This is a genomic window from Burkholderia sp. Ac-20345, assembly GCF_017104825.1.
Lineage (GTDB): Bacteria > Pseudomonadota > Gammaproteobacteria > Burkholderiales > Burkholderiaceae > Burkholderia > Burkholderia lata_B.
This window is the reverse complement of record NZ_JAAGPO010000079.1, coordinates 21,611-41,179: the sequence shown is the minus strand read 5'-3', so window position 1 is coordinate 41,179 and position 19,569 is coordinate 21,611. Positions and strand designations below refer to the sequence as shown.

The 19,569-nt window shown below is 67.4% G+C and carries 17 protein-coding genes; 7 read left to right on the top strand and 10 right to left on the bottom strand.

Annotation, left to right across the window (positions count from 1 at the left end; genetic code table 11):
- The 5 genes from sctD to G3O06_RS26140 form a co-directional block, all read right to left on the bottom strand.
- The coding region (gene sctD, locus G3O06_RS26160; protein ID WP_205817960.1) for a type III secretion system inner membrane ring subunit SctD at nt 1-1,289 on the bottom strand (1,289 nt) is incomplete at its 3' end.
- Nucleotides 1,270-3,306: a type III secretion system outer membrane ring subunit SctC gene (sctC, locus tag G3O06_RS26155; RefSeq protein ID WP_205817959.1), complete on the bottom strand. Its 2,037-nt coding sequence runs from the start codon at nt 3,304-3,306 to the stop codon at nt 1,270-1,272. The genes sctD and sctC, both read right to left, overlap by 20 nt.
- Nucleotides 3,306-3,584, bottom strand: a complete 279-nt coding sequence (gene sctS / locus G3O06_RS26150; RefSeq protein WP_152856901.1) for a type III secretion system export apparatus subunit SctS — start codon at nt 3,582-3,584, stop codon at nt 3,306-3,308. The genes sctC and sctS overlap by 1 nt, the downstream gene beginning before the upstream one ends.
- Nucleotides 3,581-5,788 (bottom strand): type III secretion system export apparatus subunit SctV, encoded by a 2,208-nt coding sequence (gene sctV / locus G3O06_RS26145; protein ID WP_205817958.1) that lies wholly within the window; start codon nt 5,786-5,788, stop codon nt 3,581-3,583. The genes sctS and sctV overlap by 4 nt, the downstream gene beginning before the upstream one ends.
- Nucleotides 5,789-6,022: 234 nt before the next feature.
- Entirely contained in the window at nt 6,023-6,871 is an 849-nt protein-coding gene (locus G3O06_RS26140; protein WP_174915068.1) for an autoinducer binding domain-containing protein, read from the bottom strand.
- 283 nt (nt 6,872-7,154) lie between these two features.
- On the opposite strand from G3O06_RS26140, the gene G3O06_RS26135 reads away from it, so the two are divergent.
- Nucleotides 7,155-8,060, top strand: a complete 906-nt coding sequence (locus tag G3O06_RS26135) for a LuxR family transcriptional regulator (RefSeq protein WP_174915069.1) — start codon at nt 7,155-7,157, stop codon at nt 8,058-8,060.
- A gap of 131 nt (nt 8,061-8,191) precedes the next feature.
- Here the strand turns inward: G3O06_RS26135 and G3O06_RS26130 are convergent, their stop codons facing one another.
- Nucleotides 8,192-9,838 (bottom strand): NRAMP family divalent metal transporter, encoded by a 1,647-nt coding sequence (locus G3O06_RS26130; RefSeq protein ID WP_205817957.1) that lies wholly within the window; start codon nt 9,836-9,838, stop codon nt 8,192-8,194.
- 121 nt (nt 9,839-9,959) lie between these two features.
- Nucleotides 9,960-10,097, bottom strand: a complete 138-nt coding sequence (locus G3O06_RS26125; protein ID WP_174915071.1) for a hypothetical protein — start codon at nt 10,095-10,097, stop codon at nt 9,960-9,962.
- 361 nt (nt 10,098-10,458) lie between these two features.
- Between G3O06_RS26125 and G3O06_RS26120 the strand changes: the two genes are divergently transcribed.
- The 3 genes from G3O06_RS26120 (at nt 10,459) to G3O06_RS26110 (ending at nt 13,052) form a co-directional block, all read left to right on the top strand.
- Nucleotides 10,459-10,680, top strand: a complete 222-nt coding sequence (locus tag G3O06_RS26120) for a hypothetical protein (protein ID WP_205817956.1) — start codon at nt 10,459-10,461, stop codon at nt 10,678-10,680.
- A gap of 497 nt (nt 10,681-11,177) precedes the next feature.
- Nucleotides 11,178-11,447: a hypothetical protein gene (locus G3O06_RS26115; protein WP_174915073.1), complete on the top strand. Its 270-nt coding sequence runs from the start codon at nt 11,178-11,180 to the stop codon at nt 11,445-11,447.
- Between the two features lie 120 nt (nt 11,448-11,567).
- The gene (locus tag G3O06_RS26110; RefSeq protein ID WP_205817955.1) at nt 11,568-13,052 is read left to right on the top strand and encodes a carbohydrate porin; all 1,485 of its coding nucleotides are present in this window, start codon (nt 11,568-11,570) and stop codon (nt 13,050-13,052) included.
- A gap of 104 nt (nt 13,053-13,156) precedes the next feature.
- Here the strand turns inward: G3O06_RS26110 and treA are convergent, their stop codons facing one another.
- A complete protein-coding gene (gene treA / locus G3O06_RS26105) occupies nt 13,157-14,908 on the bottom strand; it encodes an alpha,alpha-trehalase TreA (protein ID WP_205817954.1) in 1,752 nt (583 codons plus the stop codon).
- Nucleotides 14,909-15,044: 136 nt separating this feature from the next.
- Entirely contained in the window at nt 15,045-15,674 is a 630-nt protein-coding gene (locus G3O06_RS26100; RefSeq protein ID WP_205817953.1) for a TetR/AcrR family transcriptional regulator, read from the bottom strand.
- Between the two features lie 79 nt (nt 15,675-15,753).
- Between G3O06_RS26100 and G3O06_RS26095 the strand changes: the two genes are divergently transcribed.
- The 3 genes from G3O06_RS26095 (at nt 15,754) to G3O06_RS26085 (ending at nt 19,258) form a co-directional block, all read left to right on the top strand.
- On the top strand, nt 15,754-16,248 hold the full coding sequence (locus G3O06_RS26095; protein ID WP_205817952.1) for a darcynin family protein: 495 nt from the start codon (nt 15,754-15,756) through the stop codon (nt 16,246-16,248).
- A gap of 26 nt (nt 16,249-16,274) precedes the next feature.
- Nucleotides 16,275-17,663 carry an MFS transporter gene (locus G3O06_RS26090; RefSeq protein WP_174915078.1) on the top strand — a complete coding sequence of 463 codons (1,389 nt, stop codon included), beginning with the start codon at nt 16,275-16,277 and terminating at the stop codon, nt 17,661-17,663.
- A 383-nt stretch (nt 17,664-18,046) separates the two neighbouring features.
- Complete coding sequence (locus G3O06_RS26085; protein ID WP_205817951.1) at nt 18,047-19,258, top strand: crosslink repair DNA glycosylase YcaQ family protein; 1,212 nt, start codon at nt 18,047-18,049, stop codon at nt 19,256-19,258.
- Nucleotides 19,259-19,309: 51 nt separating this feature from the next.
- Here G3O06_RS26085 and G3O06_RS26080 read toward each other — a convergent pair whose 3' ends face one another.
- A complete protein-coding gene (locus tag G3O06_RS26080) occupies nt 19,310-19,528 on the bottom strand; it encodes a DUF1653 domain-containing protein (RefSeq protein WP_006480837.1) in 219 nt (72 codons plus the stop codon).
- Nucleotides 19,529-19,569: the final 41 nt, after the last annotated feature.

Sequence of the window (19,569 nt, the reverse complement as noted above, 5' to 3'; positions counted from 1 at the left end):
CCCTCCGGCAACAGCGTCGGCACCGGCTGCGCGATCCCGGCCGCCGCGCCGCTCGCGAGCGGCGCCACGGGCGGCGCCGGCACCTGCTCGGGCGCGTTCGCCTGCGGGCCGCCGAGCGGCATCGTGATGCGCTGGCCATTGCGCTCGAACACGACTTCGTCCGGGCCGATCGACACGACCGTCGCGCCCTCCTTCAGCCGCGCGCCCTCGAAATAGCGACTGCCGTCTGCCGTCTCGATGTAACGCTGGTCGCCATCCCCGGCGAACACGGTCGTGATCTCCGGAATCCCGGCCATCCCGCCGAGCGTCGTCGCGGTGCGCGGCGCGGCCGGATCGGCGTCGCGCACGTGATCGACCACTTCGAGTGCCGGACGCGCATCCTTCATGTAGTTGCGGATACGCGGCTCGATCTGCGCGCGCGCGGCCGCGCCGGCCACCTCGATCCGGCCGCGGCCGAGGTACGCGACGGTCAATGCCGTGTCGCTGAAATAGGTCTGCGCGGTCGCGACCAGGTCGCTGACCACGTAGATATTGCCGAGCGCCGCGTTGTCGACACCCGCGACGATCTGCGCGACGCGTTCACGCGCGGCCGAATCGCTCACGTAGCCCGACACGATCACGCCGTCGTCGCGCGGCGCGACGGCCAGCTCCGGGTACGCGCGCAGCAGCTGCTGCAGCCGGTGCGTGCGCGCGAGCACCGATTCGTGCTGCCACGGCAGGCGCCCCGACCAGGTGACGAAGCCGTAGCCGAGCGCGCCGAGCAGCACGCCGAGCCACAGCGCGACCAGCGCGATCACGAGCCGCCGGCTGCCGAGGCGGCGCAGCCCGCCCGCGAGCCAGCCGAGCCACGCGGCCTCGCGCGCGGGGTCCGGCGCGCCGGCTTCATCCGGCAGCGCGACGCTCGCCTGCGCGTGCCGCGCGATGCCGAGCCGGATCGAGCCGACCGTCACGACGTCCTGCGGCGTCAGCGAGCGGCGGCCCACGCCGAGCGGCTCGTCGTTGAACAGCACCGGCGCGCCGGCGTCGCCGCCGTGGTTCTGCACGGTCACCGCGAGCGCACCGACCTGCAGGCACACCTGCTTCGCGCCGATCTCGCGATCGGGCAGGATCACCTCGCAGTCGGCCGCGGTGCCGACCCAGTTCGCGCCGCGCGCAAGCGACATCGTGCGGCCGTACATCGGCCCGCTCAGGAAGCACAGGTTCCACGGCGACGCGGGCGCGGCCGCGCCGCCTCCCGCGCCGCCGGGCAATGCGCCGTCGCCGTGCGGATCAATGATGGTCGTCGACATGCGTGGTGACTCCTGCGGTCGTCGCCGCCGGCTGCGACGCCGAATTCGACGGCGGCGGCAACGCGGGCGGCCCGAACTTCGTGCCGGGCAGCGGCTTTGGCGTCAGCGGCACCGCGACGTCGTTGTCCGGCGGTCGGTACATCGACATCCCTTCCGGATTGGCCGGCCCGTCGGCGCCCGGGTTCACCGGCGAGCCGTCGGGCGCATACATCGACGCGGTCGTCACCACGCGCGGCGTCAACAGGTAGAACCGCTCCATGTGGTTGCCCGACTTGTCGGTGTACTTGAACAGGTTGCCGATCAGCGGAATGTCGGACAGCCAGGGCACGCCGCTCTTGTTCAGCCTCACCTCGTCGTCGTTGAAGCCCGCGATCAGCAGGCTCTTGCCTTCGTCGATCATCGTCTTGGTGACGATGTTGCGCTGCTGGATCACCGGGACGTTCGACACGGCCTGCCCCGGCACGATGTTGCCGTCCTGGATATCGATCGACATCATCACGCTCTGCGGATTTCCGGAGACGGCGGCCGCGTTGCGGATCGCCTCGTCGACGATCATCGGCGTCACCTTGATGCTCGTGCCGGTCGTCACGCTGTACAGCGACGAATCCTGGTAGCCCGGCACCTGCACGTAGAACTGCGTGAGGTTCTCGAGGATCGCCTCGGTGTTGTCGAGCGCGAGCACCTTCGGCTTCGATCGCAGTTGCGCCTGCCCCTTCTGCGCGAGCGCGTTCACGCGTGTGAGCAGGTAGTTGCGCAGCGACCCGCCGATCGACGCGGTCAGCGCGATGCCCGTCGGCATGAAGGTACCCGTCTGCCCGGTTTCCGACGTGCCGATCCCGAACGTCAGCGGCGGATTGCCGATGCCGTTGTACTGCGTGTTGCCGTTCAGCGGGTTCTGGCCATTGCCGATCTGCACGTCGCCGTGCGTCGTGTGCAGGCGCCAGTCGATCCCGAGGCTGTCGAGCGAATCCTCGTTGATGTCGATGATCGTCACGTTGATCTCGACGATGCGCGGCCGCTCGTCGAGCTGGTTGATCAGCGACTGGTAGCGGTACATGTTCTCCGGCAGGTCACGCACGATCACCGCGTTGATCGCCGGGTCGGCGACGATCTGCGGCAGCGTGTCGCCGCCGCTGTTCGAGAGCGGCGAGAACCCGCCGCCCATGCTGCCGTCGCCGGAATAGCCGCCCGAACGCGGGCCGCCGGAGATATCGGGGAAATCGAGGCGCGGCACCGCGATCGTCAGCCCCGAGCCGAGCTTCACCTGGCGCGCGGCCTGCCCGAGCGACGGGCTCGACGGCGCCGCGGTCGTGTCGCCCGCCTTGCCGAACAGCCGCCGCAGGATCGTCGCGACGCCCGGCACCGTCACTTCCTTGCCGGAGCGGTTGATCGTGAAATCCGACGCCCAGCCGTACTTGAGCCGGAACGCGCGGATATCCGCGTGCGCGCCGTTCGCCGACGGGTCTCCGACCGAGCCCACCGCCTGCCGCACGAGTTCGACATAGCGGCGCGGGCCGGCCACGTACACGCTGTTCGCGCGGTCGTTGATCACCAGCGTGTAGCGCTTGTCGGGGATCTGCATCGCCTGCAGCGCGCGACCGATTTCACCGGATGCATTCGGCGGGATCGGGATCATCTGCGTCTGCGACTGGTCGGCCGGATCGACGTACAGGAACGAGCCGTCGTAGTACCAGGTCAGGCCGTAGGTCGAGCAGATCGTTTCGAGCGTCTGCTGCGGCGTACCGGAGAAGCGGCCGCTGATCACGCCGTCGACCTTCGGGTCGACCACCGCCGTCACCCCCTGCGACGACGCGAGCTCGCGGATGAAGTCGCCGATCTTCTTGCCGTTCGCGACGATCGTGAACGGCTTGTTGCGCCAGCGCAGGTCCGCGGCGCGCGCAGGCTGCGCGGGCGCCATGCACAGCGATGCCGCGAGCAGCGCGGTCGCGCACACGGCAAGCGCGGCCCGTTGCAGGCTACGCGGTTGAAACCGGATCGAGGCGACGCGTCGACGCATCAAAGGACTCCTGTGGAAGAAACGAACATGCGTTCCAGCGCCTGCTGCGCGAAGCGCAGCACTTCGCCGCCGAGCCAGCCCGACAGCAGCACGAGGGCGACCATCACGGCGATCAGCCGCACCGCGATGCCGATATTGGCGTCCTGCACCTGCGTGACGGCCTGCAGGATCGCGACGATGAGGCCGGTCACGGTGGCGATCAGCACGATCGGCAGCGACAGCAGCAGCACGAGCATCAGCGCCTGGCGCGTCAGGTCGAGGATCGTCGAGCTGGTCATTGCACGGCTCCCGGCACGCGCACGTCGGCACCCGCGCCGACCGTCCCGTCGTCCGGCGGGTTCTTGACCCAGCCGACCGTGTGCAGTTGCACGTCCTCCTCGACTTCCTGGTACGACAGCACCGCGAGGTCGGGCAGCACCGGCTGCAGGATCGTCTTCACGTAGCGGCGCGCGCCGAGCGCGACCATCACCGCGAGCCGCGCGGCGCCCTGCGCAGTGCCGTGGCCGCCGGGGCCGGCCGCCTGCGCGGCCTGCACGATCGCGCGCACCTGCTCGCCGATGTCCTGCTTGACCGCGCTCGACAGCGCGAGGAAATTCCCCTGCTTCGTGCGCATCACCGCACTCTCGATCCGCTCCTGCAGGTTCTGCTCGAACAGCACGACCCGCAGCTGGCGCGTCGTGCCCGCATGGCGGTCGGTGATCATCCGGCGCAGGTCGACACGCACGAGTTCGACCAGCGCGATCACGTCGTCGGGTTCGTTCGGCGCCCAGGTGATCAGGCTCTCGAAGATCACGCGCAAATTGCGGATCGGCACCTGTTCCGCCAGCAGCCGGCGCAACACCTCGGTCACGCGCTGCAGCGGCACGAGCCGCGTCAGTTCGCCGACGAGTTCCGGGTGATCGCGGCGCACCAGATGCACGAGCGCCTGCGTCTCCTGGATCCCGAGCAGCTCGTCCGCATGCTGGCGCACGATCTGCTCGACGTGCGCGGCGAGCGCGCTTTCGCTCGACAGCCACTTGCCGTCGGGCGCCGCGCCGTCGGGCTTGATCCACAGCGCGGTCGCGAACGGGCCGAACGCTTCGGCCGGCTGGCGCTCCGCGCGCTCGGGCAGCGGCGCGACGCCGTCCCACAGCAGCCAGCCCGGCTTCAGCGCGCCTTGCGCCGCGAGCACGTCCTGCAGGTAGATCCGGTACGTGCCGGCCGCCGCGCCTTCGTCGTCGTTCAGCGTGATGCGCGGGAACACGGTGCCGATGTCCGCGTCGACGCGCGCCTTCGCGCTCGACAGCGCGGCCTGCAGGTGCGCCAGGTTCAGGCTCGTGCGCAGGTCGTCGGACAGCGACACCGCAATCAGCGACGTGACGCCGGCCGCATGCGACACCTTCGCGGGCTGGCCGTCGTCGGCCGCACCGACGCGCCCCGCGACATGAATCAGGTTGAAGCTCGGCGCGGCCGTCTTGCGCCTGAGCTGCGAGAACGCGAACGCGCCGAGGCCGAGCGCGATCAGCGCGAACGACCATTTCGGAAAGCCGGGTACGACGAGGAACCCGCTCAGCACGAACGCCGCGATCAGCAATGCGCGCGGATGCGCGCCCAGTTGCTCGCCGAGCTGTTCGCCGAGCTGGCGCTGCCGCGCATCGCGTGTCGCGACGCGCGTCGTCACGATGCCGGCCGCGATCGACACGAGCAGCGACGGAATCTGCGACGCCATCCCGTCGCCGACCGTCAGGATCGCGTAGCGTTGCAGCGCATCGCCGATATCCATTCCGTGCATCAGCGTGCCGACCGCGATCCCCGCGACGATGTTGATGAAGGCGATCACGAGGCCTGCGATCGCGTCGCCCTTCACGAACTTCATCGCGCCGTCCATCGCGCCGTGCATCTGCGATTCCTGCTCGAGCTTCTCGCGGCGTTCGCGTGCTTCGTCGGCGCTGATGATGCCCGCGCGCAGGTCCGCGTCGATGCTCATCTGCTTGCCCGGCATCGCATCGAGCGAGAAGCGCGCGCCGACCTCGGCCACCCGCTCCGAGCCCTTCGCGATCACGATGAACTGCACGACGGCGATCACGAGGAACACCACGCCGCCCACCACGACGTTGTTGCCCACCACGAGCCGCCCGAACGCGTCGATCACGTGACCCGCGTTCGCGTGCAGCAGGATCAGCTTGCACGATGCGATGTTCAGTGCGAGCCGGAACAGCGTCGTGAACAGCAGCAGCGCGGGAAACGACGAGAAGCTGACCGCCGACGGCACGTAGGTCGACACCGTCAGCAACACGACGCTCGCGGCGAGATTCAGCGAGATCATCCCGTCGAGCGCGGCCTGCGGCAGCGGCAGGATGAACAGCGCGACGACCGCGACGATGAACGTCGCGAGGAACAGGTCGGCGCGCGGCGACGCGCCCCCGAGACGCCGTCCGGACACGCCGCGGCCAGCGGAAAACAACCGCTGCCAGTCGCGGGGGAGCGCCTTCGGTTCTGCCATCGTGCCGTTGTCCTGTCGTTATTGCCGGCTGGTACGGGCAACCCTGCCCCATGTCGCACGGACCGTTGAATGGGACGAGTGTAGCGACGGGGAACGACGGAAAAAGGGACGCGCCTCGTAGCGTGAAAGCGCGTTTTCCGGCGACGATCGAATCGGACTACGAAACCCGGCGGCACGTTCTGGCACGCGCCGCCGGAACCGCTTCCATCGCGCGCCGGGCCACCGGCGCGCGCGTCAGGCGGACGTCAGGTCGGACGGCATCCGCCGCGCGGCGAGGTATGCGAGCTGCGCGCGGTTCTGCACGTTGAAGAGTTTTTCGAGCGAGCGGATGTGGTGGCCGACCTTGTGCAGCGACGTGCGCAGCGCGCTCGCGATCTCCTGGTCGGACAGCCCGTGCACGAGCCGGTCGAGCACCTGCTGCTGCTCGTCGCCGAGCGCGAAGCCGCGCATGCGCGCGATGCGCGCCTCGAGGAACGGCAGCGCGACGCGATGCACGGCGAGGCTGACCGACAGCGCGCCGCCGATCACGCGATCGTCGATCCAGTCGGTGCCGTGCGTCTCCGACGTCACGTTCACCGCGACACGCAGGTCGAGGCGCGGCGCCGACAGGCCGAAGATCACGCCGCTGTTCATCGCGTGCGCGCGCAGATGGCCGGCAAGCGCCAGCACCTTGCGGTCGCCGCTGCCCTGCGCGGCCGCCTCGATCTCGTCGAGCCGCCACGCGACCGGAAAGCCGCTCTGCCGCACCTGCGCAAAGCGCGGGTCGCTTTCGTAGAGCATGCCTTCGATGAACGGCTGCATGAACGTCGCCGGCGCGAGATCGCGCAGCAGGTGCGCGCACAGGATGCGCCGCCCGATCATTTCGTACGCGCCGTAACCGAGCGTGCTGAATCCGATTTGCCGCAATCGCGCATGGCATTGCGCGAAATCGACCGGTGCGAAGTCGGATTTACCGGGAGTAATTTGCAGCCCGGTAAAAACGTCGCGCTCGATTGCCTGATATTCGCTCGAATAAGCGGCAGCAGCCGTTATATCGGCTTGTGAGAACCATTCGACGCGTGGTGCGCCGTCAGCATGTGTCATGAGGAGCCCGCCCTTTCCCAATATGTGAAACTGCGCCCCGTCACGATCTGGTCTTTTCTTTATGATTTTCTGGTCGTCGTTATATGCGTGCGAATATGAACCTTTCGCCGCAATTAGTATTACGGCATATTACGCGGATACAAGCATTTTTGTACAATGCCCCCGCGTTTCGTCAGGGATGACGATCGGCGCATATCAAAACGATGCTCGATCGCACCGCCGCGAACGCCGTACACGATACGGCCGCCGCCAGGCGATGCGCGTCGATTCCGAGGGATGGCTCATGTCCGATATTGCATTGCATGAAGAAGCGGTCGCCCCAACCTATTCCCGCCCGTCACGCGGGTTGAACGCATGCGCGGATGCGCTGCGGGAGCGTGCCGTGCAGGTCGTCTGGTGTGACGACGTGAAGCGCGGCGACGTCGCGCAGCCGCACGCGCCGAAGCTCGGCGTCGCCGATACGCTCGCGCACGCGCAGAGCACGGCCGAGCGCAACCGGATCGTCACGAGCCTGCTGCATCTGACGGGCTTTTCGACGTTCGCGTACTTCGCGCTCGAATTCGCGCGCGAGCGGGTCGAGAGCCTGTACCTGCACGAAGCCTTCACGCCGGCCACCTATCGCGGCGACTACGTGCGGCACAACCACCACGACATCGATCCGCGCACGCTCGGCGCGCGCGTATGCAACATGCCGATCGTGTGGGACCTGCAGCAGTTGCGCCGCGAACACCGCGAGCGCGATGATGGCCCGCACGTGACGCCGGCCGCGCTCGACGGCTTCCTGCAGACGATGCAGGACGACGGGATGTGCAGCGGCATCATGTATTCGATGGCCGTGCCCGGCACGCGGTTGCACGCGTTCATGAGCTTCACCGCGCCGCGTCGCACGCGCGAATGGATCACGCCGGCGACGATCGAGCAGGCGCTGTCGATCGGGCTGTCGGTGCACAAGTTCGCGTCGCCGCAGCTGATCTCGACGTCGCGCGAGCGCGCGGTGAACGGGCTCACGCCGTTCGAGCAGGAACTGCTGCTCGGCATCGCCGAAGGCGCCTCCGACAAGGAGATCGGCCGGCGCCTCGACACGAGCGCGCACAACGTCGACTATCACCTGCGCAAGCTGCGCAAGCGCTTCGGCGTCGCGAACCGGATCCAGCTCACGTACCTGACGTCGAAGCTCGAGCTGATCTGACGGCCGCGCAGCGCATGCGGCGTGCCGCAAGCGGACGCGTAAACGCACATGCCGGCCACGAAGGCCGGTATGTGCGGGTTGCGGTGCGGTGCGGTGCCGGGCCGGCACCGCTTCCTTGAAGACGACCTGCGTTACTTCAGCAGCGTCATCTGCACCACCTTGACGATCACGAGACCGACCGCGATCACGAGATAGCCGCGCAGCACGGCCATCCAGATTCGCGTCACGACCGTCATGTTCTGCGGCTCGAGCGCGTCGAGCGGCGGCATGCGCCACGTGTCGCGCAACGAGCGATCGATGGCCGGCTCGACCACGCGCTTGTTGCGGCGGATCAATACCGTGGCGATATAGCCGGTGATCGCGAGCACGGTGCCGCCGACCAGCACGTCGACGATCGCTTCGCCGCTGATATCCGGATACATCACCGACGCCGTGAGGATGATCGACAGCAGCACGAGCACCCAGATCACCGCGCCGGTGAACACGTTGAGCTTCGTCGAGTTGACCCACGGGCCGAGCACCTGGCGGTCATTGCACAGCACCAGCAGGAACACCGTCGCGCTCGGCAACAGCACGCCCGCGAGCGTCTGCACGGCTTCGGTCAGCAGGCCGAGCGGGCTGCCCGGAATCAGCACGAGCGTGGCCGCGGCCGCGACGATGCCGAAATACACGAGATAGAAGCCCTTCGCATCGGACACGCCGCGGTGCAGCGAGTGGCGGATCTTGAACACGTCGCCGATCGCATAGGCCGTCGACAGCGACACGGCCGCCGCGCCGATGATGCATGCGTCGAGCAGCGCCACCGCGAACAGCGTTGCGCTCGTGCGGCCCGCATACTTCTCGAGGCCCGCGATGATGCCGCCCGCATCGGTGAAGTTGCCGGCTTCCGGATGCCCGCCGAACAGTGCGGAGCTGAACCCGATCATGGCGACCGCACCGATCAGCACGAACACGATGCCGATCCACAGGTCGGCCTTTTCATACTTCATGAAGCGCGGCGTGATGCGCTTGTCGATCACGTAGCTCTGCTGGAAGAACAGCTGCCATGGCGCGACGGTCGTGCCGACGATGCCGATCACGAGCAGCATCACGTCCGACAGCTTCGCGTGCGCGGGCCAGTTCGGCACGAAGAAATCGCGCGACATCTGCGCGACGGGCGGATGGATCGACACGAGCACCGGCACGAGCAGCAGGCTCAACACGCACAGCCCGATCGCGAACCGCTCGAAGCGCCGGAAATCCCCGGTACTCACCGCGGCCATCGTCAGCGCCGCAGCCACGCACACACCGGCCACCTTCGGCAGCCCGAAGAAATCCAGCACGAACGTGATGCCGATGAACTCGGTGACGATGGTGAGCGCATTGAGCAGGAACAGGTCGATCACGCTGAACGCGCCCCAGAACTTGCCGAAGCGCTCGAAGATCAGGCGTGCATGGCCGACACCCGTGACCGCGCCGAGGCGCAGCACCATTTCCTGGTTCACGTACAGCACCGGTACGAGCAGCAGCAGCGTCCACAGCAGCGTCGTGCCGTAGTTCTGGCCCGCCTGCGTGTAGGTGCCGAAAGCGCCGGCGTCGTTGTCGCCCACCATCACGATGAGGCCCGGGCCGATGATCGCGAGCAGCGTGCGCAGGCGCGCCCACCACGAGCCGCGCGTACCGGTGTCGTGATGCGCGATCGTACCGAGCGCACCGCGGATGTCGCCCAGGTGGGCTTCGTCGAGCACGGCGCTGCGTTCGACGGCGATCGGTGGAGAAACGTTGGATGGCGTGGACATGATGTGTTCCGTACGGCTAATGGTTATTCGATTCGATGAGCGTGTGACCTTGGAATGCGCACGCGGCGCCTGCCCGCAGGCAGCTGCACGTGCGCATGCCGAGGCGCGCTCGGTGCGCCCTTCAGCGGATCAACGATTTCAGCCGGTTCAACAGGCGGGAGAACACCCGCGGACGGGCGTCGAGCATCAGCATCGCGTCGTAGTGGTGGCGCGATTCCGTGACGTGCGGAAGATTCGACAGCAGAAGGCCGAAGTTCATGGTCTGGCTCCATGCGGCGACGGCAGGCGTGCCGGCCGCGTATTGGGCGCGGGGCCAGTCCGGGGCCTGAACGACGTGTCAGGCTAGTCGGCCGGATTGTCCCTGCGACCCGGGTTCAAAAGGGTCTGTGTGTGCAACGGGCATAAGGGACAACTGTCACTGTCGTTCATGGCGGCTCCTGTGCGGTGTTCCGGAAAACACGGTTGACCGCCGTCAGGCGTGCGGGCCGGCATTCGCGAGCCCGGGAAAGGCATGCGCGAACGCGGCCGCCAGCCAGGCGGCGGTGAAACCGGACGGCGCATGCGAAAACGCATCACGCTAACCGGCGCGAATCAGGGTGCACGTAGGAATTTGCTGCGGAATGCTGCTGCGCGCACCGTTTGCCTGGGGGACAAACGGCGGCTTCGATGAGGCGCGGACGTCGGTCGCTCAGGCGGAAATTTCGTTCGAAGATCGACTACTGCAGGCGTCCAAGGCGGCGGCCCCAAGAGTGAAGATGGCGGATTCTATGGACGGCCCGAAAGTGAAGTCAACCCCTCCCAACCCCATTTCTCGAAATAAATTTCCTGCCTTGCGGCACTGAAAGATTTGCCCTTGAAACGACGTACCGGAACCTTTCAGCGCGTCACGACGCGGTCACGGTCCGATGTGTGCGAACAACGGCGTGGCGCCCCCGCCGCCGCCTCGTCGTTCCGCCCTCGCGGCGCTGCTGCGCCGCCGCGCTCGTGGCGACACGCACGCCACACACCGCGCCTTTTATGCGCTTTTTACTTGCGCTGCAGCAAACGACGCGAATACAATCCGCCGCAATTCATCACAGGAGTCCCTCCGTGGACACATGCTCTAGTTGCAGTTCGATGCCGGTCCAGGCCGGCCAAGCCATCGCGAGATAGCAGCCAGACGCATGTCTTACGCCGCTAGCTCGCATTCGTCGGGTTAGCGCGCTTCCTTCCGGGCCGGCCATCGCCGGTTCGTCCGTTGCACGCTCCATTACGTTCCACCCTCCGATCGCAGGCCGCGTCACGCGCCCGCGCTCGATCACGTCGTCCGGCCTAAGCCGGACCGGACGGAGGCAGCGTCATGTTTCTTCAATCGTTCGCGGTCAGACTCAAGCGCATCGTGCACCTCGCATGCGACCGCTCATTCGTTTCCGGCCTCTCGCCGCTCGCCCACGCGTTCACCAACTGGCGCGGCACGGCGCTCGCCCACGTGCCGGCAGCGCCCCGCCCGCTCGACTGCCTGCTGCTCGCCGTGATGGCGGCCGCGGTCGCGCTCGTCGCGCTGCTGTGCTCGGCCGCATCGCGCCTCGGCTTCGCGCAGGTGTGGCGCGTCGGCGGCTGGCTGCCGTAACTCCCCCCGTCGCGCAGCCGTGCCACTCGCCAGGTGCCGCCGCGCGATCGTCTCGCCGCGCATCCCGCATCACGTTTTCGTTTCTTCAGTCTAACTAATCAAACCGCCAACGGAACCCACATGAAGAACTACCTCGAACCCGTCCCGCGCCAGTTCCGCGTCAATGCGCTTGCCACGCTGCTGCTGTCCCTCGCCGCCGCGCCGGCGTTCGCGCAAGCGTCGTCGGCAGCAGCCGAACCAGCGGCCGGCGCCAGCGACGCCGCCGCTCCCGCACAACAGGCCGCCGATGCTGCCGCGCCCGCCCCCACCGGCTTCTGGGAGCGTTCGAACCTGCTCGGCAACATGGGCGGCCTGCGTGACAGGCTCGGCGATCACGGCATCACGCTGAGCCTGCAGGAAACCAGCGAGTACCTGTACAACACGTCGGGCGGCACGAATCGCGGCGGCGCGTATCAGGGGCTCACGCAATTCGGTTTCACCGTCGACACAGGCAAGGCAGTCGGCCTGCCGGGCGGCACGTTCAACGTATCGGCGCTGCAGATTCACGGCACCAACCTCACGCAACGCTATCTGCAGACGCTGCAGACCACGACCGGCATCGAGGCGAATTCGACCACGCGCCTGTGGGAGCTCTGGTACCAGCAGTCGCTGCTCGACGGCAAGGTCGACGTGAAGGTCGGCCAGCAAAGCGTCGACCAGGAATTCATGGTGAGCCAGAACGCGGCGACGTTCATGAACGCCACGTTCGGCTGGCCCGTACTGCCGTCGACTGACCTGCCGGCCGGCGGCCCCGCGTATCCGCTGTCGTCGCTCGGCGTGCGGCTGCGCGTGAAGCCGTCCGATGCGTGGACCGCGATGGTCGGCGTGTTCGACGGCGACCCGGCCGGCCGCAGCGACGGCGATGCGCAGGTGCTGAACGCGCACGGCACGAACTTCAACCTGCGCAGCGGCACATTCGTGATCGGCGAAGTGCAGTACGCGCTGAACGCGCCGCCCGCCGATCCGAAGGCGCCGCAACCCGCCGGCCTGCCGGGCACGTACAAGCTCGGCTTCTGGTATCAGTCGCAGCATGCGAACGACCTGCGCTACGGCACCGACGGCCTGTCGCTCGCGAATCCGGAGAGCAACGGCATTGCCGCCACCCATCGCGGCAACTACGGGTTCTATGCGGTCGCGGACCAGATGGTGTGGCGGCCGTCGGCCGACAGCCCCCGCTCGGTCGGCGTGTTCGCGCGCGTGATGGGCGCGCCGGGCGATCGCAATATCGTCGATTTCGCCGCCAACGCAGGCGTGACGCTGAAGGCGCCGTTCAAGGGACGCGACAACGACGTCGCGGGCATCGCGGTCGGCTACGCGAAGATCGGCTCGCATGCGCGCGGCCTCGACGGCGACACCGGCGTGTACACGACACCCGGCTATCCGGTGCGCCGCGCGGAAACGGTCGTCGAGGCGACGTACCAGTATCAGGTCGCGCCGTGGTGGCAACTGCAGGCCGACCTGCAGCACTTCTTCCGTCCGGGCGGCGGCATCCCGAACCCGAACGCGGCCGGGGCGCGTATCGGCGACGAAACGGTGGTCGGCGTGCGCACGACGATCACGTTCTGACGCGCCAAAGCAAGCCGGATGCAGACACGGGCCGGACGGCCGCTTGTGCGACAGTCCGGCCCGTGCGTTCTCTTGCGGTGCAGACGCGCGGCCCGCGCCGCGCGTCACTCGCCGTACAGCCCCAGCAGTTTCAGCGTGACGCCGTTGGTCCAGCCGAAACCGTCCTGCAGCGGATATTCACCGCCACCGCCGCCGCCCGTGCCGGCGCCTTCGACCACGTACTTCTCGACGAGCTTGCCTTCGGTCGCATACACATGCTTCACGTCGGCCAGGAAGCGCGTGCCGATGTCCTTCGCGAGCGCCGGTTCGCCATAGCGGCGCAGCCCGTCGATCGCGATCCACTGCAACGGCGCCCAGCCGTTCGGCGCATCCCACTGCTGCCCGGTGTTCTCGGTGGTCGTCGCGAGGCCGCCCGGCTGCAACAGCGTCTTGCGTACCTCGCGCGCAGTCGCCTTCGCGCGCTCAGGCCAGGCCACGTCCGCGAACAACGGATACAGCGCAGCGGCCGTCACGGCGTCGCGCGGCTTGCGCAGTTGCCAGTCGTAGTCGCCGTAGTAGCCGCGGCGGTTCCACAGATAGCGGTTGATCGCGGCCGCACGCCGCGCCGCGCGCGCTGAAAAATCCGTCACGCATGCCACGTCGCGCGTGACCGTGCAGCCCTTCACGATCGTCGTCTCGAGATGGAACATCAGGCTGTTCAGGTCGACCGGCACGATCGACGTCGTGCGGATCGTCGCGAGCGTCTTGCCGTCGCCGAACCAGCGCGAGCTGTAGTCCCAGCCGCTTTCGGCACCCGCACGCAGGTCGCGGTAGACCTCGTTCGCGGGACGCCCCGTCGCCGACTTCGCGGTCGTCACGTCCTCGAGATACGACTCGTCGCGCGGTGTATCGCTTGCATCCCAGTAGCGGTTCAGCACCGCGCCGTCGGGCATCGCGACCACATGGCGCGCGGCCTGCCCGCGCGGCGTCGTGGTTTCGCCCTGCATCCAGTACGCATGCTCCTTGCGCAGTGCCGGCAGGTATTTCTGGTAGACCTTGTCGCCTTCGGCCTGCGCGGCGAGCGTGACCATGTACGCAAAGAACGGCGGCTGCGAGCGGCTCGCGTAGTACGTGCGGTTGCCGTTCGGGATGTGCCCGATCGTGTCGATCAGATGGGCGAAGTTGTCGAGCATGTTGTCGACGAGATCCTCGCGGCCCGACACCTGCAGCCCGAGCATCGTGAAATAAGTATCCCAGTAGTAGCCTTCGCGGAAGCGGCCGCCCGGCACGACGTACGGCTTCGGCAGCGGGATCAGCGAGCTGTAGGGCGGCACCGTCGTGCTCGTGCGCGTGAGCTGCGGCCACAGCCAGTCGATGTGCTGCCGCAGCGTCTGGTTCGGCGGCGGTGTCACGCCGCCTTCCGGGGGCGGCGTGAAATGCTGGCCGACGAACGCCTTCAACGAGAAGCCCGGCTGCGATTTCTGTTGCTGATACAACTGCACGATCGTCGCGGGGTCGCTATCGGGCGTCGCGTCGACGAAGGTCTTCTGGTCCGGATAGATCTGCGCGGTCTGCACCGCGACGAACAGGTCGCCGTAGAGCTGGCTCGGCGGCGGCAGCAGCGTGCCCGATGCGGGGGTCGCAACAGCGGCCGTGGCAGGCGGCGCCGACTGGGCAGCCGCCTGCGCGGCGGCCTGGTTCGCGTTGTCAGCCTGCGCGGCGCAGCCGGCAACGGCGAGATACGCGACGGCCAGTGCCGCGGCCCAGCGAAGACGCGGCGCGGGTGGCGTGAGAGGCGGTGAAAGACGGGATGAGAAGCGGCTTGAGAAGCGACTTGAGAAGCGCGATGCAATCGATGCGGCACGACGTGACGTCATGACGTGTCCCCTCCTTTCGATGGTGAGTGGGTCGGCACGAGGTCTCGTTCGCGCGCGCGCTCGTCTCGATGGCCCTCGATCGATGCGCGTCGTTTTGTGTTGCGAGTGGGTCCGACTGTCGCACGAAACGTGCACATCAAGCAAGTTTCGATTCGCGCGACTCGCGCAGATAACCGCGTACGGCCCGCCACGCACGCGCGTCGAGCGCATCCGCGTCGGTCTCGCCGCGCGCGCCTGCCGCATCGACGATCCCTTTCACGATCGCGAGCAGATCGTGCGCGACGACGTCGGGCGCAGCAACGCGCGGCGCATCGCGCAGCGTGAGCGCATGCCGCAGCGTCGCGTGGATGCTGTCCGCGACGTGTGCGGTGCGCGCGCCGAGCGGCAACCGCGCCTCCTCGAAATCGATCAGCCGCGCGAGCGCGGGACGGCGCATCTGGTGCGCGACCGCCGCGCGTACCAGTGCGCGCAGTACGTCGTCGCATGACGACAGCGCGCCAGCCCGCTCGACGTCGTCGAGCAGATGCGCACTCTCGCGCTCGACGAGCGCGGCCGTCAACGCATCGCGATTCGGGAAGTATTGATAGAGCGAACCGATGCTCACGCCGGCCAGCGCCGCAACCGCGTTCGTCGTGTAGCCGTCGAAGCCGTCGCGCTCCAGAATGCGAGCGGCGGCCTCGACGATCGCGTCGACGGTGGCCACCGAGCGGCGCTGGCGCGGCGCCTTGCGGGGCGACAGCGGGATTCGCGGGGACGATTCGGACATGGCTGGAATGCGAGTTTCGAATATGAGCAAACGCTCATATTCTAGAAACACCCTTCCACTCTGTCAAAAAGGAATCAGCGTGCCCCTGCTAGCCGCGCCTCCGCCCGCCCTCATCCTCGTGAAGACGCACCCACAATGGCTCGGCTCCCCCGTGCCGAAGCGCTTGCGGCGGCTGCGCGTCTACATCGCGCCGATCCGCAAGACTCACGGCGAACGCGTATCGCTGCAATTCTGCGACACCGCGTTCTACTCGGCTCACGTGACCGATGGGTGTCTCGGCGACGCGCACGATCACCACGCATGCGAACGCGTGATCGACACGCTTCGCGAGATGCCGTTCCGGGATCGCTGCTTCGACATCGTCGAGATCCTGCCAGGTGTCGCGAACGTATATGCGGCCAACGACGAAGCGGTCGCGCTGCCTGCCGTCCAGGCGCATGCGGGATACAGGCGCGATGCAAGCGCCGCGTTTGCGCAGTCGTTCTTTCTGCGCCGCCTGCTAACAAGGACGACTGTTGCAACATGCGGAACAACTGTTGTCGTACGTGACTCAACGGTCACATTGTGGGCATAATGGCGTCTTTACCGCGCGCCCAGCCCATGTCGCCCGTCTTTCTAGCACCGCTCATCGTTGCCTGTGCGTTGTTCATGGAAAGCGTCGACGCGAACATCATCGTCACCGCCCTCCCCGCGATGGCGAGGGACTTCGGGCACAGCCCCGTCACGTTGAACATTGCGATCACGGCCTACGTGGTCGGGCTCGGCGTGTTCATCCCGATCTGCGGCTGGCTGGCCGACCGCTTCAGCGCACGCTCCGTGTTCCGCACCGCGATCGGCATCTTCGTCGTCGGCTCGCTGATGTGCGCGGCATCCAATTCCCTCGGCGTGCTCACGTTCGCGCGCTTCATCCAGGGCGTCGGCGGCGCGATGATGGTGCCCGTCGGCCGCATCATCATCTTCCGCGCGGTGCCGCGCTCGGATCTCGTCCGGGCGATGAACTACCTCGCGATTCCCGCGCTGTTCGGGCCCACGGTCGGGCCGCTGGTCGGCGGCTTCATCACGACCTACCTGCACTGGCGGATGATTTTCTTCATCAACGTGCCGATCGGCATCTACGGGATCTACCTCGCGAGCAAGCACATCGCGAACACGCGCGAACCCGATCCGGGTCCGCTCGACTGGTTCGGCTTCCTGCTGTCGGCCAGCGGCGCCGCGCTGCTGCTGATGGGCCTCACGCTGATCGACGGCTCGCTCACGTCGCGTTCGAACGCGCTCGTCATGTGCGTGGCCGGCACCGCGCTGCTCGCGCTGTACGTACCGTACGCGCGCCGCAAGGAGCGCCCGGTGCTCGACCTCAGCTTCCTGAAGATTCCGACGTATCACGCGAGCGTCGTCGGCGGGTCGCTGTTCCGCATCGGCCTCGGCGCGGTGCCGTTCCTGCTGCCGCTCGCGCTGCAGGAAGGGCTCGGCATGAGCGCGTTCCATTCGGGGCTCATCACGTGCGCGTCCGCATTCGGCGGCGCGATGAGCCGCTCGACGGCCACCCATACGCTGCGCCGCTTCGGCTTCCGTACGGTGCTGATCTACAACGCGGCATTTGCGGGGCTCGCGATCGCCGCGTACGGCGTGTTCCATCCCGGCATGGCGACCTGGGCGATCTGGCTGATCGTGCTCGTCGGCGGCATCTTCCCCGCGCTGCAGTTCACGAGCCTGAACTCGATGATCTACGCGGACATCTCGCCGCGCGACGCGGGCCGCGCGACGAGCCTCGGCAGCGTCGTGCAGCAGATGTCGCTCGGCCTGGGCGTGACGGTGGCCGGCCTCGTGCTGCACATTTCGCACTGGCTGCAGGGTCATCAGAAGATGGTGTGGTCGGATTTCTGGCCCGCTTTCCTCGTGGTCGGGCTGTGCTCGCTCGCGTCGATTCCGATCACGCGGCGGCTGCCGCCCGGCGCCGGCGACGAAGTCGCGCGCGGCAAGCGGCAATAGCCATCAGGCAGACGAGCGGGAAATAGCGAAAGGGGTAGAACGGGCAAAAGGAAAAACCGCCCGCGAAGCAAACCGGAAAATACAAAAAAATCAGCGGACATCCACACGGGGCCGGTGCACAGCCGCATGGATGTCCGCTCAGGGCTCCGGGTCTCCCGATGGGGGTTGAGAATCCCGGATTCGCTTCCTGCGTGCCATGGACATATGTGCGTCGGAAGCAAAATCGTTGCGCGTCTTTGTCGTCGCGCCATGAACTGCACTATAGGGAAACTTGCAAAACGCGTCTGTCAACCATTGTCAGACACGGTGCATCGGCACGTCGCACGCGCGCGCCGCTTTCGCGCTAAAGTGGTTCCCGACCATCACTCCCGGCCGCCCTTCCGATGCTTACGCTCTCGACCGCCGCCGCCCGCGCGCTGCATCTCGCCGCACAGGGCCTGCTGACGCCGCCCCGCCGCAAGGCGACCAAATCCGACGTGCTCGACACGATCCGCCGGATGGCGCAGCTGCAGATCGATACCATCCACGTGGTCGCGCGCAGCCCGTATCTCGTGCTGTTCAGCCGACTCGGCGATTTCTCGCCGCAGTGGCTCGACGAACATCTCGCCGAAGCGCGCCTGTTCGAATACTGGTCGCACGAAGCGTGCTTCCTGCCGGTCGAGCAGTTCGGCCTGATGCGCTACAAGATGCTCGACCCGTCGGGGATGGGCTGGAAGTACGCGGCCGAGTGGCATGAGCAGAATCGTCCCGACATCGAGCGGCTGCTCGCGCGAATTCGCGCCGAGGGCCCCGTGCGGTCGGCCGATTTCGTCCGCGAGGATGGCGCGAAAGGCAACGGCTGGTGGGATCGCAAGCCCGAGAAGCAGCACCTGGAAGTGCTGTTCACGACGGGCGACCTGATGGTGTCGGAACGCCGCAACTTCCAGCGCGTGTACGACGTGCGCGAGCGCGTGCTGCCCGACTGGGACGACACGCGCGACCTGCCGCCGCGCAGCGCCGTGCTGCCCGCGCTGCTCGACTACACGTGCCGCGCGCTCGGTGTGGTGCGTGCGGACTGGGTGGCGGACTACTATCGGCTGCCGCGACGTTCGTACCGCGCGGAGCTCGAGCAGCTCGCGGACGCGGGCGACCTGATTCCGGTGGCGATCGACGACTGGAAGGAGCCGGCCTACGTGCATCGCTCGCTCGAAGCGCTGCTGCCGGCCGCCGAGGCCGACACGCTGCGCTCGACGGTCACGACACTGCTGTCGCCGTTCGACCCGGTCGTCTGGGACCGGCGGCGTGCGTCGACGCTATTCGGTTTCGACTACACGATCGAATGCTATACGCCCGGGCACAAGCGGCGTTACGGCTATTTCTGCCTGCCCGTACTGCATCGCGGGCGGCTGGTCGGGCGCATCGACGCGAAGGCACATCGCACGCTCGGCACGTTCGAACTGAAGGCCGTGCATGTCGAGCCAGGCGTGCGGTTCGGCACGGGGCTCGCAGCCGATGTCGCGAAGGCGGTGAAGAAGCTCGCGGCGTGGCACGGCACGCCGGAAGTGACGGTCGGGCAGGCCCCGCCGGAGCTGGTGAAGGCGCTGGCCGGCGCGTAGACGTTCACGCAGCCGGCTGGCACGGCGGCGCCACGCGCCGCCGGCCGCAAATCAGTCGCGCAGCTTGCGGAAACGCGGCGTGCCGTCTTCGAGGTTCCCGTTGAACATCGCTTCCGGCCGCACCCACAGCCCGCGTGCATGCGGCCACAGGTGTTCGTACACGACCACCGATTCCTCGGTTTCGGAATGGCGCGCAACGCCGATGTAGCGATACAGCCCGCCCTTGTAATGGCGGTGCGTCGCGAGCTGTTCGGCTTCCTGTTCGGTCATGATGGGCTTCTCTTCGGCAAAAAACGGAAAGCGCGTATTGT